The sequence below is a fragment of the Amycolatopsis mongoliensis genome (assembly GCF_030285665.1).
Lineage (GTDB): Bacteria > Actinomycetota > Actinomycetes > Mycobacteriales > Pseudonocardiaceae > Amycolatopsis > Amycolatopsis mongoliensis.
Genome location: NZ_CP127295.1, coordinates 4743096 through 4755961 on the forward strand (window position 1 = coordinate 4743096; position 12866 = coordinate 4755961).

15 protein-coding genes are annotated in these 12866 nt (G+C 69.5%); 9 read left to right on the forward strand and 6 right to left on the reverse strand.

Annotated features, from left to right (window positions below; all coding sequences use genetic code 11):
• Positions 1-15: 15 nt before the first annotated feature.
• The 4 genes from QRX60_RS23205 to QRX60_RS23220 all read left to right on the forward strand — a co-directional run bounded on the left by QRX60_RS23205 (position 16) and on the right by QRX60_RS23220 (position 2556).
• Positions 16-411 (forward strand): DUF302 domain-containing protein, encoded by a 396-nt coding sequence (locus QRX60_RS23205; protein ID WP_286002872.1) that lies wholly within the window; start codon positions 16-18, stop codon positions 409-411.
• 76 nt (positions 412-487) lie between these two features.
• Complete coding sequence (gene sqr / locus QRX60_RS23210; protein WP_286002873.1) at positions 488-1735, forward strand: type III sulfide quinone reductase, selenoprotein subtype; 1248 nt, start codon at positions 488-490, stop codon at positions 1733-1735.
• A gap of 21 nt (positions 1736-1756) precedes the next feature.
• Entirely contained in the window at positions 1757-2074 is a 318-nt protein-coding gene (locus QRX60_RS23215) for a TusE/DsrC/DsvC family sulfur relay protein (RefSeq protein ID WP_286002874.1), read from the forward strand.
• Positions 2075-2088: 14 nt separating this feature from the next.
• Positions 2089-2556 carry a DsrE/DsrF/DrsH-like family protein gene (locus QRX60_RS23220; RefSeq protein ID WP_286002875.1) on the forward strand — a complete coding sequence of 156 codons (468 nt, stop codon included), beginning with the start codon at positions 2089-2091 and terminating at the stop codon, positions 2554-2556.
• Between the two features lie 61 nt (positions 2557-2617).
• Here QRX60_RS23220 and QRX60_RS23225 read toward each other — a convergent pair whose 3' ends face one another.
• The gene (locus tag QRX60_RS23225) at positions 2618-3631 is read right to left on the reverse strand and encodes an acyl-CoA desaturase (protein ID WP_286002876.1); all 1014 of its coding nucleotides are present in this window, start codon (positions 3629-3631) and stop codon (positions 2618-2620) included.
• Between the two features lie 112 nt (positions 3632-3743).
• Positions 3744-3944, reverse strand: coding sequence for a cold-shock protein (locus QRX60_RS23230; RefSeq protein WP_286002877.1), 201 nt, complete (start codon positions 3942-3944; stop codon positions 3744-3746).
• Between the two features lie 460 nt (positions 3945-4404).
• On the opposite strand from QRX60_RS23230, the gene QRX60_RS23235 reads away from it, so the two are divergent.
• Positions 4405-5673, forward strand: a complete 1269-nt coding sequence (locus tag QRX60_RS23235) for a glycosyltransferase 87 family protein (protein WP_286002878.1) — start codon at positions 4405-4407, stop codon at positions 5671-5673.
• 297 nt (positions 5674-5970) lie between these two features.
• Here QRX60_RS23235 and QRX60_RS23240 read toward each other — a convergent pair whose 3' ends face one another.
• Genes QRX60_RS23240 through QRX60_RS23250 form a run of 3 tightly spaced genes read right to left on the reverse strand, consistent with a single transcriptional unit; the run spans position 5971 to position 8275 of the window.
• Positions 5971-6369: a PPOX class F420-dependent oxidoreductase gene (locus tag QRX60_RS23240; protein ID WP_286002879.1), complete on the reverse strand. Its 399-nt coding sequence runs from the start codon at positions 6367-6369 to the stop codon at positions 5971-5973.
• A gap of 44 nt (positions 6370-6413) precedes the next feature.
• Entirely contained in the window at positions 6414-7670 is a 1257-nt protein-coding gene (locus QRX60_RS23245; protein WP_286002880.1) for an erythromycin esterase family protein, read from the reverse strand.
• Entirely contained in the window at positions 7667-8275 is a 609-nt protein-coding gene (locus QRX60_RS23250; RefSeq protein ID WP_408630276.1) for a CatB-related O-acetyltransferase, read from the reverse strand. The genes QRX60_RS23245 and QRX60_RS23250 overlap by 4 nt, the downstream gene beginning before the upstream one ends.
• A gap of 167 nt (positions 8276-8442) precedes the next feature.
• Here QRX60_RS23250 and QRX60_RS23255 point away from each other — a divergent pair, with 167 nt between their 5' ends.
• A complete protein-coding gene (locus QRX60_RS23255; protein ID WP_286002881.1) occupies positions 8443-9024 on the forward strand; it encodes a TetR/AcrR family transcriptional regulator in 582 nt (193 codons plus the stop codon).
• Positions 9025-9090: 66 nt separating this feature from the next.
• Here the strand turns inward: QRX60_RS23255 and QRX60_RS23260 are convergent, their stop codons facing one another.
• Positions 9091-9732 (reverse strand): TetR/AcrR family transcriptional regulator, encoded by a 642-nt coding sequence (locus tag QRX60_RS23260; protein ID WP_286002882.1) that lies wholly within the window; start codon positions 9730-9732, stop codon positions 9091-9093.
• 135 nt (positions 9733-9867) lie between these two features.
• On the opposite strand from QRX60_RS23260, the gene QRX60_RS23265 reads away from it, so the two are divergent.
• The 3 genes from QRX60_RS23265 to QRX60_RS23275 all read left to right on the forward strand — a co-directional run bounded on the left by QRX60_RS23265 (position 9868) and on the right by QRX60_RS23275 (position 12825).
• Positions 9868-10752 carry an SDR family oxidoreductase gene (locus QRX60_RS23265; protein ID WP_286002883.1) on the forward strand — a complete coding sequence of 295 codons (885 nt, stop codon included), beginning with the start codon at positions 9868-9870 and terminating at the stop codon, positions 10750-10752.
• A gap of 127 nt (positions 10753-10879) precedes the next feature.
• Positions 10880-11893, forward strand: a complete 1014-nt coding sequence (locus QRX60_RS23270; RefSeq protein WP_286002884.1) for an MBL fold metallo-hydrolase — start codon at positions 10880-10882, stop codon at positions 11891-11893.
• The gene (locus tag QRX60_RS23275) at positions 11890-12825 is read left to right on the forward strand and encodes an alpha/beta fold hydrolase (protein ID WP_286002885.1); all 936 of its coding nucleotides are present in this window, start codon (positions 11890-11892) and stop codon (positions 12823-12825) included. The genes QRX60_RS23270 and QRX60_RS23275 overlap by 4 nt, the downstream gene beginning before the upstream one ends.
• Positions 12826-12866: the final 41 nt, after the last annotated feature.

The following is a 12866-nucleotide window of genomic DNA, read 5'->3' on the forward strand; positions in this document are numbered from 1 at the left end:
AAAGGAACGATTGCCGTGAAGTACGACCTGAGCATCACCCTGGACCTGCCCTACGAGAAAGCCGTCGCCGAAGTGCGGGCCGCGCTGAAGGAGCAGGGATTCGGCGTGCTCACCGAGATCGACGTCCGGGCGACGATGCGCGAGAAGCTCGACGCGGACATGGAACCGTACGTGATCCTCGGCGCGTGCAACCCGCCGCTCGCGCACCGCGCCCTGGAGATCGACCGCATGATCGGCCTGCTGCTGCCCTGCAACGTCGTCGTCCGCGCCGACGGTGACGAGCGCAGCCTGGTCCAGGCGCTCGACCCGCGCGTGATGATCGAAGTGCCGGAACGGGAGGAGCTCCGCCCGGTCGCCGAAGAGGCCGGCAAGCGCATCCGGGCGGCGCTGGAAGCCCTGGCGCCTTCCTGATCCGCGCGTCTTTCGTCGCCTGCGGAGGTGACCGAAGACCCTACGGACGCCGGTACGCCGTCGGAACACTGGAGCGGTGACCAAACGCATCGTGATACTCGGCGGCGGCACCGGCGGCACGCTGTCGGCGAACCGGCTGCGCCGTGACCTGGGCGACGGCGCGGACATCACCGTCGTCGACCGCGACGACGACCACGTCTACCAGCCCGGGCTGTTGTTCGTGCCCTTCGGCCTCGCCGCGCCGGAAGACCTGGTGCGCTCCCGGCCCCGGCAGCTGCACGAGGGCATCCACTACCGCCGCGCCGACGTCGACCGGATCGACGCCGAGAGCGACCAGGTCCACCTGCAGGACGGCACGGCGCTGCCCTACGACGTCCTGGTGATCGCCACCGGAGCGCGCCTGCTGCCCGAGGAGACCGAAGGGCTGACCGGCCCCGGCTGGCGCGACACGGTGCACACCTTCTACGACTACGAAGGGGCCGTCGCCCTGGAGTCCGCGCTGGCCGGGTTCACCGCCGGGCGGCTCGTGGTGAACGTGGTCGACCTGCCGATCAAGTGCCCGGTCGCCCCGCTGGAGTTCTGCTTCCTCGCCGACTGGTACTTCACCGAACGCGGGGTCCGCGACCAGGTGCAGCTGACCTACGCCACGCCGCTGGACGGCGCGTTCACCAAGCCCGTCGCCTCCCGGACCCTGGCCGGTCTGCTGGCGGAGAAGAACATCGAGCTGGTGACGGAGTTCAACACCGGGGAGGTCGACGGCGCCGGGAAGCGCCTGGTCTCCTACGACGACCGCGAAGTCCCGTTCGACCTCGCGGTCGTGGTGCCGCTGCACGGTGGTGCGTCCTATGTGGAGCGCACGCCGGGGCTGGGCGACGAGTTCGGGTTCGTCCCCGCGGACCCGCACACCCTGCAGTCGAAGGCCCGTCCGAACATCTTCGTCATCGGGGACGCCGCGGCGCTCCCGACGTCGAAGGCCGGTTCGGTCACGCACTTCGAAGGGGAGGTCCTCGCGCGCAACGTCGCCCGGTACCTCGCCGGGCACGAGCTGGACACCAGCTTCGACGGGCACACCAACTGCTTCATCGAAAGCGGTTTCCACAAGGCGATGCTCATCGACTTCAACTACGACACCGAGCCGCTGACCGGGCACTACCCGGCGGCGGTGGGGCTGCCGCTGCTGAAGGAGTCGCGGCTCAACCACCTGGGCAAGCTGATGTTCTCCTGGCTGTACTGGCACAGCCTCCTGCCCGGCCGTGACATCCCCGGCGTGTCCACGACGATGCCCCGCGCGGGCAAGCACTTTCCCGCTCCCGCCGACCACTGAGAACCCGAGGAGGACACCGACATGCCCACCGCGACCTACGCCGGCACCCCGGTGCCGGTGAACGACGAAGGCTTCTTCACCGACCCGGACAGCTGGACCGAAGCGATGGCTCCCGAGATCGCCCGTGAAGCCGGCATCGACGCGCTGACCGACCAGCACTGGCAGGTCATCAAGCACATGCGCCACGAGTACGCGGAAAAGGGCACCGGGCCGACCGTCCGCGCGCTGGGCCGGACGTCCGGGGTCACCATCAAGCAGCTTTACCAGCTGTTCCCGAAGGGCCCGGCCAAGATCGCGGCGAAGATCGCCGGTATCCCCAAGCCTCGCGGCTGCATCTGAGAAGGCGGCACACCATGTCCGACAAGATCGAAAAGGTTTCGATCGTCATCTCCAAGGGTTCCCTGGAGGCGATCTACCCGGGGCTGATCATGGCCAACGGCGCCCGCGCCGAAGGCATCGAAGCGAACCTGTTCTTCACCTTCTTCGGCCTGGACGCGATCCACAAGGCGCGCCACGAGCACATCAAGCTCGCCACCGTCGGCAACCCGGGGCTGCACCTGGCGACCTGGGCGGGCGGTTTCCCCGGGGTGGCCTCGGTGATGACCCAGTACATGGCGCACAAGATGGAGAAGCTGGACATCCCGTCGATCCCGGAGTTCATCGAGATGATCTCCGACACCGGCGCCGGCCTCTACGCCTGTAAGGCTTCGGTCGACCTGTTCGGCCTCGAGAAGGACGACCTGATCGAGCAGGTGCAGGGCATCATCACCGTCGGGGAGTTCTACGACCAGGCAGCCGGCGGCCAGATCATCTTCACCTGAGCCGGAAAGCGGCGGCGTGGGCGGGCGAGCTGACGCCCGCCCACGCGGTCGAGCGACGGTGTCAGCCCGGGGTGTCGGGGAGCAGGCCGCGCTCGACCTTCCCGAGACCGCGGCGCGTCGGCGTGTGGCCGGGGTTGAGTTTGCGGTCGAGGCGGTCGGGTTTGGGCCAGCGGACGTCGGTGGCCCAGCCGAGTTTTTCGAATGCCCAGATGAGGCGGGCGGACATGTCGAGCTGGCCGCGGCGGACGCCGTGGCGGGCGCCGGTGGGGTCGGCGTGGTGGGAGTTGTGCCAGGACTCGCCCATGGAGGCGATGGCCAGGGGCCAGAAGTTGGTGGATTTGTCGCGGGCGGCGTAGGGGCGCTCGCCGATCATGTGGCACAGCGAGTTGACCGACCAGGTGACGTGGTGCAGGAGCGCGACGCGGACGAGGCCGGCCCAGAAGAACGCGGTGAGGGCGCCCCACCAGGACAGGGTGATCAGGCCGCCGATGAGGGCGGGGGCCAGGAGGGTGAGGACGGTCAGGGCGGGGAACCAGGTGTTGATGCGGGTGATGTCGCGGTCGGTGAGCAGGTCGGGGGCGAAGCGTTGGGCGTTGGTTTTCTGCCGGTCGAACAGCCAGCCGAGGTGGGCGTGCCAGAAGCCTTTGGCGAGGGCGGTGGGGGTGGTGCCGTAGCGCCAGGGGGAGTGGGGGTCGCCGTCGCGGTCGGCGTAGGCGTGGTGGCGGCGGTGGTCGGCGACCCAGCCGATGACGGGGCCTTGCATGGCCATGCTGCCGGTGGTGGCGAGGGCGATGCGCAGGGCGCGGTGGGCTTTGAAGGCGCCGTGGGTGAAGTGGCGGTGGAAGCCGATGGTGACGCCGAGGCCGGTGAGGAAGTAGAAGCCGGTGGCCAGGGCGATGTCGGTCCAGCTCAGGCCCCATCCCCAGGCGAAGGGCACGGCCACGGCCAGGGCCAGCAGCGGGACGACCGCGAACAGCTTGACCAGGAAGTTCTCGGTGCGGGTCTTCTCACCCGCGAGCATCGGTTCCGCGGCGTTGCGTGGTTCAGTGGGTGGACGGTGCAGCGTTTGTGTCATGTCGCTCTTTCCGGTGACAGGGGTGCCGCCGGGTCCGGGGCGATCACGTTTTCGGGTGGTCCGTGGGAGGGGGACGGCGGGCGGGTGACCCGCCGTCCCCCGGTGGCAACGGTCAGACGACGCGGACGTTGCTGGCCTGCGGGCCCTTGTTGCCCTGGGTGAGTTCGAACTCGACCTGCTGGTTCTCCTCGAGGCTGCGGAAGCCGCCGCCTTCGATCTCGGAGTAGTGCACGAACACGTCGGGGCCCTCGGTCGGCGAGATGAAGCCGAAGCCCTTCTCCGCGTTGAACCACTTCACAGTGCCTTGAGTCATGAAAGACCTTTCTTCCAGGAATTTGCTTCACGGGAGGGCGGACGACGCCCGTCCCGGGCCGGAATCCAGACGACTGCTTCTCCGGCTTGCCCTGCAAGAAAGAAGAGACGCCCGCAACAACTTCTGTGCGAGCGTGTACTGAAACACGAACACTCAAAAACGTTCGACCACTCTGTCCAACGTCGCCGGTGCCGCGAATGTTCCCGGCCGGCGCGCCGCCCGCGAGCGCGGGGCGCGCTGGACGTCATCTGGACGCTGAGATCCCCGGCGCCAGGCGGCCGGACCGTCAGAAGGCGGCGCTCTGGAGCAGTTCGGCTGCCACTGGCAAGTAGGTGAACGGAACGTCACAGCGAACCAGTACCGCCGCGCAGCCGGATCGGCCCGTGTCCTTGCTTCGGATGGCTGAAGCCGGATGGCCGATTGCGGCTCGCTGGACTGCACCGTATACCGAGGAGATGTGATGGCGGAGGCCGTCGATCCCGAGGCGCCGGTCGAGCGCAAGCTGCCGGCGCCGTTGTGGTGGTCGGTGCTTTCCGGCCTCCTGCTGCTGGTTGCGGTCGTGGGATACACGGTGTGGACCGGGCTCTGGACCGCGACCGGCGTCTACCTCGAGGATTTCGTGTCCTATGTGGCCACCGGCCGTGCCGTGCGGGCGGGGCAGCCGCTGTTCGAACCCGGTGTCTCGCACCTGCCGATGATCGGTGGCACCTTCAAGTACACACCGTTCGCGGCGGGGGTGTTCGTCGCGCTGTCCGTGGTGCCGCAGCTGCTGTTGCCGATGGTGGCGCTGCTGGGGAACCTGTTCGCGTTGCTGGCGGTGGTCTGGATCGCGCTAGGGAAGCAGGGGTACGCGCCCGACCACGGCCGGGTCGCGGCGACGGCGGCCTTGACGGCGCTGGCGCTGCCGCTGCAGCCGGTGCTGATGAACTTCACGGTCGGCCAGGTGAACCTGATCCTGGTCCTGCTCGTGCTGGCGGACCTGACCGGCCGGGACCGCTGGTGGAGCGGGGTCGGCGTCGGGGTGGCCGCGGGGATCAAGCTGACGCCGGGGTTCTTCATCGTCTACCTGCTCCTCGCCCGCCGGTTCCGGGCCGCGGCGGTCGCGGCCGGGACGTTCGTGCTGACCGTGCTGGCGGGTTTCGTGGCGCTGCCGCACGATTCGAGCGTGTTCTGGTCGGCGAACGTGGCGGACCCCTCCCGGATCACGGGTACCGCGGCCGGCGCGATGTCGCCGGAGAACCAGTCGGTCCGGGGCATGGTGTCCCGGTTGCTGGGTGTCGCGGACCCGTCCGGCCCGGCGTGGATCCCGGTGGCCGTGGTCGTCGCGCTGGTGGCACTGTGGATCGCGGTGCGCGCGCACCGGCAGGGTCGCGAGTTGCTGGCGGTGAGCGTGGTCGGTGTGGCGATGGTGCTGGTGACGCCGTGGACGTGGACGCACTACTGGGTGTGGCTGGTGCCGTTCTTCGTGATGGCGGCCTGCGGCGCGCTGCGTTCCCGCACCTGGCTCCCCGCCGCCGCGCTGGTGGTGGCGTACCTGCTGGTGTTCGGCTGGCGGGTGAGTGACCGCGCCGACGTCCCGATCGTCGGCCTGGTGGTTCTGCCGGAGAGTCACCCGCCGCTGCTGCAGGCCGTCGCCCACACGCTGTACCTCGCGCTGGCGGCGGTTCTGCTGGCGCTCGCCGCCCTCCGCCCCGGCTGGTTGAGCCCACGTCCGCTCAAGATCACCTGAAGACTCGTGGGTATGGACCGGGCCCCGAGGGCGCCCACCATCTGATCTGGTCGATCCGCTATCACCGCCCTTCCGATTTCGCCAGACGCACCGCGGCCCGAAATGTTCCTTCGGCAGCCAGGTCCGAGCAGCCGGCGCTTGATCGTTCGCCTGCTGGTGTGCCTACCCGGCCGGTTCGTCGAGTCGGTGGAGGATCAAGGAAACCTCAGATCGAACGCTGATCGATGCCCCTGGCCGCCGCGCGCATCGCGCACTGCGTCCCGGCCGGGCTGGTGACGTGAACGAGGGGATTCCGCTTCACTCAGGACGCGCTGAGCGGCTGGTTCGCGGCCCGTCCACGCCCCACGAGACGATCCGGGACGGGGTGATCCTGATGATTTCCCGGGACAACCCGGGCAAGGGCGGTTCCTGGTCGGCGAGCGCGGCCGCCGTGCCGCGGATCTCGATGCCCCGGGGCCGCCACGGATCGGTCGTGGCCAAGTCGTCCACGACGAACGCGACCGTGCTGCCCTGCTGGACGTTCCGGAACTTCTTCGACCTGCTGAGCGCGCCGCCGCCGATGACGATCGTTCCCGTGCCGGCGTCGACGAAGAAGTTGGTCGGGCTGTTCTGCACCTGTCCGTCGGGTGAGACGGTGGCCAGCCGCCCGATGCGCTGCGAGGCCAGGTAGCCGAGTTCGGCCGAGGTGAAGGTCATGCGGGCAAGTCCTTTCGTCGCTCCCGCGGCGGGAGCCCGGGTCGTCAGAGGTGGATGTCGCGGGGGGTGGAGATCGGTGTGTGGAGGATCCCGTCGAACGCGTCGAGGACGGGGGTGTGCAGGTATCCGCTCTGCATCCGGATGCGGTCCGGGCCGGCGCCGGCCGGGGTCTCGCGGCGGGCCGGGCGGAGGTCGGCGATGCTCAGCCCGAGGCCGGCGTCGGCGAAGGCGGCTTCGACGCTTCCGGGTTCGGGTGGTTCGAGCGCGGTGTCGTCGAGGACGAAACCGAAGCGGGTGTCCTCGTCGCGGCGCATCTCCGCCGTGTGGCCGGTGGAGCTCGTCAGGCCGAGCGCGAAGTACTCGTCGTCGAGAGTCCGGTGCAGGTAGTGCCCCATCGGGAATCCCGTGAGGTGGCCGTCGAAGGCGATCGGCGTCTTCTGGATGTGCGCGTTGTGGGCCACCAGCACGATGCGTGTCCCGGGTGCGCACCGGTCCAGGTGCCACCCGACCGACCCGGCCATGAAGCTGTCGCGGGCCGACGTGTCCGCGGTCAGGCCGCGCCCGGCGAACAGGTCGGCCATGGCTCGGAAGGTGTAGTCGCCGTGGCAGGCGCCTTCGAGGTGGCGCACGGCGACGTCGTAGTCGTGCCGGCCGCCGCGGGCCACGTAGAGCGGTTCGAGGGCGCGGAACCGGATGAGCAGGCGCGCCAGGATCGCGCTGAGGGCGTCTTGCTCGGCGGTCGCCAGCCGCGCCCACCGGGGCGCGGCCACGGCCGCGGAGCCACCGGCGATCGGCTCGACGATCCGCGTGGCCGCCTGGACCGCGGGCAGGGTCTCGGGATCGATCCGGCGCAGGTAGTCGGCGACCGGGGCCAGGGCGCTGAGCAGCGACCCGCCGGCCGCCGGGACGTCGATGCCGGCGAACCGCACCCGCCGGGAAGCCGTGCGGTTGTGCTGCCGGATCCAGCGCAGGGGCTCGTCGAGCCCGATGGGGACCGCCTCGGCCAGGAGAGCGGGCAGGTCGTCGTCTTCGCCCTCTCCCTGCGCCCACACGTCGAGCGGAAAGCCTTCACTGAAGCCGTATTCGAAGGCCAGCACGGTGAAACCGCAGCGTTCGACCAGGAATCGCAGGACACGCCGGCGCATGAGCGCGAACTCGTCGATGAAGTGGGAGTGCTCGCCGATCGCGACGACGCGCGCGTCGCCGATGATGTCGCGCAGCGGCTCCAGGTCGTCCAGCGGCGCGGCCGGGTCGATGTGGGTGAGTGAGACGGCGTGGGCGCGAAGCGGAAGCCGGATCATCGGAGTGCGGAGGCCGCGTTCTCGAGGTCGTCGACCCCTCCGGACATGATCGCGCGGACATGGTCGGTGATGTGCTGCAGCGGCCAGTCCCACCATGCGACGGCCAGGAGCCGGTCGACGTCGGCGTCACTGTACCGGCGGCGGATCAGCTTGGCCGGGTTGCCGCCGACGATGCCGTACGCCGGCACGTCGTCCACCACGACGGCCCCCGCCGCGACGACCGCGCCGTGTCCGATGTGGACGCCGGGCATGACCATCGACCGGTAGCCGAGCCAGACGTCGTTGCCCAGCACGGTGTCGCCGCGGCCGGGCAGGCCGGTGACGAGGTCGAAGTGCGGTGCCCAGTCGCCGCCCATGATCGGGAAGGGGAACGTCGACGGTCCGTCCATGCGGTGGTTCGCACCGTTCATGATGAATCGCACGCCCTCGCCCAGCGCGCAGAACTTGCCGATCACCAGCTTCTCGGGACCGTAGTGGTAGAGCACGTTGCGGACCTCGAACGCGGTCGGGTCGTCCGGATCGTCGTAGTAGGAGAACTCGCCGACCTCGATCAGCGGCGAAGTGACCAGTGGTTTCAGCAACACCACCCGCGGCTGCTCGGGCATCGGGTGGAGCACGGTCGGGTCGACGGGCAAGGCGGCGTCCTTCGGGCGGTTGCGGGTTCTCCGGGCGAGCCGGATCGGCACGACACGGTCCGTGCCGGTTGAGTCATTCTGGCCAGGTGAGCACCCGGCTGTCAACACGGCACGTGTCGTGCCGATAGGATGACGGTATGACCGATCGCCGTGCCACCCGTGCCGACAGCCGGGCCGAGACGATCATGCGGTCGACGCTGGAGCTCGCTCGAGAGGCCGGCTACGCCAAGTTGAGCGTCGAGGCGGTCGCGGCCCGCGCCGGTGTCGGCAAGCACACGGTCTACCGCCGCTGGCCCTCGAAAGGCGTGTTGTTCCTGGATTCGCTGCTGTCGCTGCACGAGCCCGCACTCGAGTACGCCGACACGGGCGACATCACGGCCGATCTGCGCCGGCAGATCCACGCGGCGGTCGACCTGCTGGGCGCCCCGCCGTGGGGTCCGCTCTACCGGGCCCTGATCGGCGAGGCCCAGCACGATCCCGCGGTGGCCGCCGGCCTCAACGAACGCTTCATCCGTCCGCAGGCCGAGAAGACCGTCGCCCGGATCAAGGCGGCCCAGCGGCGTGGGCAGCTCGCGGCCGATCTCGATCTCGACCTGATGATGGCGATCCTGTCCGGCCCGCTCTACTTCACGTTGCTGATCACCCAGGAACCCCTCACGCACGACTACGTCGACCGCGTGCTGCACGCCCTTTTCGCCGGCCTCGCGCCCAGGCCCTGAACCGGGGCAACGCCACCGTGTCCGGCGAACCGGGGAAACCCAGCTGACGGAATCCGGGCTGCGTGATCAGGGCTGGTCGCTGATGGCTCGGTAGGCCGCGATGAACAGGGTGTAGCACAGGTCGATCAGTTCTTCGACGGTGGCGTTCTGGTGGCCGAGCGTCCAGTCCACGAGGAGTTCGTTGACCCCGCCGACCAGGCTCATCGCGGTCATGGCGAGCCGGCTGGAGCGGGATTCCGGGGCAGGGAGTCGTCCGACGACGGCGGCGATCAGCGCGGCGAATTCGTGCAGGACCTCCCGGCGGCGCACTTCGAGGCGGGGGCTGGCGCCCACGACCTCGATGAGCGCCAGGCGGGCCATGCGGGCGTCGCTGGTCAGCGTGCGGATGAACGCCTCAAGGCCGGCGCGCAGCTGGGCGTCGACATGGGGTGCGGCATCGGCTACGGCCTGGTCGGTTTCGGCTCTGATCGTGGTGACCAGGTCGTTGTAGACCCCGAGGAGAAGGTCTTCGCGGTCGCGGAATGATTCGTAGAAGTAGCGCTCGGTCAGTCCGGCATGCGAGCAGACCTGCTTGACGGACACTGAGACGTATCCGACCGTGCCGAACAGGTCCAGGCCCGCCTGGATGAGGCGGATGCGGCGCTCCTGCTGTCGTTGCGCCGCATCGCGTCCGCGGTAGCGCCGTCCGGCGGTCTCTGTGCCGGTCATGTGTTCCCTTCGCAGAGGTATTGACATCGGCCTGCCCTGAACTGACACTCTACCTTGTCAGTTCATCTGACACGACGCAGTGTCAGATGACGAGGAAGGGGCTCGACCGTGGCAGCACCGCCCAGGTACCCGTACATGTTCAGCCGAAGAGGCCGCGGCAGGCTGCCCCGCGCAAGACCGCTGACCGGCCGAGTGATCGCGGTGACCGGAGCGGGCCGAGGAATCGGGCGTGCCATCGCGGCCCGGCTCGCCGCGGCCGGAGCCGCCGTGGCGATCGGCGACCTCGATGCGGGGGTCGCCGAGGAGACGGCTCGTGCCATCGGCGTGCATCCCGCTGGCCGGCTGCTCGGGCTGTCTCTCGACGTCACCGACACCCCTTCGTTCGAAGACTTCCTGCGCACCGTCGAGACCCGGCTGGGGCCGATCGACGTGCTGATCAACAACGCCGGAATCATGTGGGTGGGCCCCTTCGCGGAGGAACCGGAGGAAGCCGCCCTGCGCCAGTTCGACGTCAACGTCCACGGCGTACTGCGTGGGATGAAACTCGTGATCCCGGGGATGCGGGAACGCGGTCGCGGCCACGTGGTGAACATCGCCTCCGCCGCCAGCAGGGTCGCCCCGCCCGGCGAGGCGACCTACGCGGCGACGAAGCACGCCATCCACGGCTACAGCACAGCCGTCCGCGCCGAGCTTCACCGCACGGGCGTGCACGTGTCCGTGGTGATGCCCGGCGTCGTGGACACCGAGCTGGCCGTGGGCACCGCGACCGGTCCCACCCGCCGCCTGACGACGGATCAGGTAGCCGACGTGGTGCTCGACGTCGTGCTACGCCCGCGATTCGAGGTCTTCATTCCACGCCAGGTAGCCGCCCTGACCCGGTTGGCCGCGCTGCTGCCCGGCCGTGCCCGCGACGCCCTGCATCGCCTCCTTGTCCCCGACCAGCTCGCCGCCCTGTCCGACCGGTCCGTCCGCGCGGCCTACGAGCAGCGCACCCGGACCACCCGCAATCTCGAAGGATGAACACGTGACCGCTACGCCCAAGCTGGTGCCCAGCGCGGAGAAGGCCCAGGACGCCGCCGCTCCGCGTCCCATTCCCGAATTCGAAGGTGTCCACGACGTATGGCCCCGCGGTGACCGGCTGCGCGCCGTGCGCGACGCCGCGGCCGCCTACCGTGAACGGTTCGTCCAGCAGGGCCGCATCCACGCCGTCCGCAGTTTCGACATCGCGGCCGCCCCGTACCCGACCCGGTTCGGGTTCCACGGCGCCGCGCTCGCCGTCAACCCGTTCGTGAGCATCGTCAACCGGATGCTCGTCGTGCAGTTCGACGGCTTCGACGGTGAGCCGAAAACACTGGTGTGGGAGCCGACCGTCGCCGCCGGAACGGCCCAAGCGCCGTTCTACGCCCAGCTCAAGCGTCTGGCGGGGAACTTTCTCACCGACCATGTCTTCGCCCGCTACTACAACGACCCGGACACCGTCCTGCCCTCCTGCGGTCTGCGTCCCGAGGACGTGGACTTCGTCAGCTTCGATCACCTGCACGTCCAGGACGTGCGCATGATCATGGGAAGTGACAACACCATTCCCGGCGAACAGGCGCTCCGCGAAGCGCTGTTCCCGCGCGCCCGGTTGTTGGTGCACCGCAAGGAGCTGGGCACCTTCGAATCGATGCATCCGATGCAGTGGGCCTGGTACGTCGACGGAGGCATGGACGGGGTGCCGGGCGAGCGCATCACCGCCTTCGACGGCGATGTCGAACTCGGTGTCGGCGTCAGTCTGCTGTGGACTCCCGGCCACACGGACGGCAACCACTCCCTGGTGCTGAACACCCCCGACGGGGTGTGGGTCTCCTCCGAGAACGGCATCTCGGCCGACAATTGGCAGCCCGAGCTCTCGCGCATCCCCGGGGTGCGCCGCCACGCCGAGTTCTACGGCCGCGAGGTGGTGCCCAACGCCAACACCCTCGAGGACTCTCTCGACCAGTACGACTCCATGGTCAAGGAGAAGACCCTCGCCGACCCCAGCCGGCGCGATCCGCGCTGGCTGCAGATCCTGCCTTCCTCCGAGCTGGCCCCCTTCAAGCGGCAGTGGCCGGTGCTGCCCGGCTTCACCCACGGCGGTCTGAACTACGGCGAACTCACCCGTCCCGGCGGTGACCGATGACCGGCCCGGCCACCCGCCGGATCGGCGCGGACGGCGTGGAATTGGCCGCCTACCACTGGGGAGCGTCGACGGCTCCTCCCGTCGTGCTGGTCCACGGCTATCCGGACACCAGCGCCGTGTGGCGCCCGGTCGCCGACCGCCTGGCCGACCGCTTCCACGTCACCGCCTTCGACGTCCGGGGAGCCGGTGCCTCCGACCGGCCCAGGGGTCTGCGCGCCTACCGGATGTCCCGCCTGGAAGCCGACCTGGAGGCGGTCCTCGACGCCGTGAGCCCCGACCGCCCGGTGCACCTCGTCGGACACGACTGGGGATCGATCCACTCCTGGGAGTCGGTCACCGGCACGCGTCTGGCCGGGCGGATCGCCTCGTTCACCTCCATCTCCGGCCCTTGCCTGGACCACGTCGGCCATTTGATCCGTGCCCGCTTCCGGCCGCGGCACCCGGATCTGCCGAGGATGCTGTGGCAATTCGCACGGTCCTGGTACATCGCCTACTTCCACCTTCCGTTCCTGCCCGCCTTGACCTGGAAAGCACTGGGTCACCGCTGGCGCGCCTTCCTCACCGGCTCTCAAGGCGTGCCCGGGCACACCCCCTACCCCGCGCCGACGCTGGCCCGCGACGCCGTGTCCGGCACTGCGCTGTACCGCGCCAACATGCTGCCCCGCCTGCTGCATCCCCGGGACCGGCCGACCACCGTCCCGATTCAGCTCATCGTCCCCATCCGCGACTTCTGCGTCACTCCGGTGCTGTCGTCCGGAGTGGAGCGCTGGACGCGCCACGTACAACGGCACCCGATCGACGCCGGGCACTGGGTACAGCTCAGCCACCCCGAGGAGATCGCGTCCCGGATCGCGGAATTCGCCGGCCGCATCGAAGACGGCTCCCACCGCGATCCGGACCACACCGCACCCGATCCGGCAGACGAGCAGTAACCGGACGACTGCCCGACCACCCCTTCGCGCGCACCGATCGC

Excerpts from the sequence above, each read along its gene's own strand:
- QRX60_RS23215 (WP_286002874.1), top strand. The coding sequence starts at position 1,757 with ATGCCCACCGCGACCTACGCCGGCACCCCGGTGCCGGTGAACGACGAA.
- QRX60_RS23220 (WP_286002875.1), top strand. The coding sequence starts at position 2,089 with ATGTCCGACAAGATCGAAAAGGTTTCGATCGTCATCTCCAAGGGTTCC.
- QRX60_RS23225 (WP_286002876.1), bottom strand. The coding sequence starts at position 3,631 with ATGACACAAACGCTGCACCGTCCACCCACTGAACCACGCAACGCCGCG.
- QRX60_RS23230 (WP_286002877.1), bottom strand. The coding sequence starts at position 3,944 with ATGACTCAAGGCACTGTGAAGTGGTTCAACGCGGAGAAGGGCTTCGGC.
- QRX60_RS23235 (WP_286002878.1), top strand. The coding sequence starts at position 4,405 with ATGGCGGAGGCCGTCGATCCCGAGGCGCCGGTCGAGCGCAAGCTGCCG.
- QRX60_RS23240 (WP_286002879.1), bottom strand. The coding sequence starts at position 6,369 with ATGACCTTCACCTCGGCCGAACTCGGCTACCTGGCCTCGCAGCGCATC.
- QRX60_RS23245 (WP_286002880.1), bottom strand. The coding sequence starts at position 7,670 with ATGATCCGGCTTCCGCTTCGCGCCCACGCCGTCTCACTCACCCACATC.
- QRX60_RS23250 (WP_408630276.1), bottom strand. The coding sequence starts at position 8,275 with ATGCCCGAGCAGCCGCGGGTGGTGTTGCTGAAACCACTGGTCACTTCG.
- QRX60_RS23255 (WP_286002881.1), top strand. The coding sequence starts at position 8,443 with ATGACCGATCGCCGTGCCACCCGTGCCGACAGCCGGGCCGAGACGATC.
- QRX60_RS23260 (WP_286002882.1), bottom strand. The coding sequence starts at position 9,732 with ATGACCGGCACAGAGACCGCCGGACGGCGCTACCGCGGACGCGATGCG.
- QRX60_RS23265 (WP_286002883.1), top strand. The coding sequence starts at position 9,868 with ATGTTCAGCCGAAGAGGCCGCGGCAGGCTGCCCCGCGCAAGACCGCTG.
- QRX60_RS23275 (WP_286002885.1), top strand. The coding sequence starts at position 11,890 with ATGACCGGCCCGGCCACCCGCCGGATCGGCGCGGACGGCGTGGAATTG.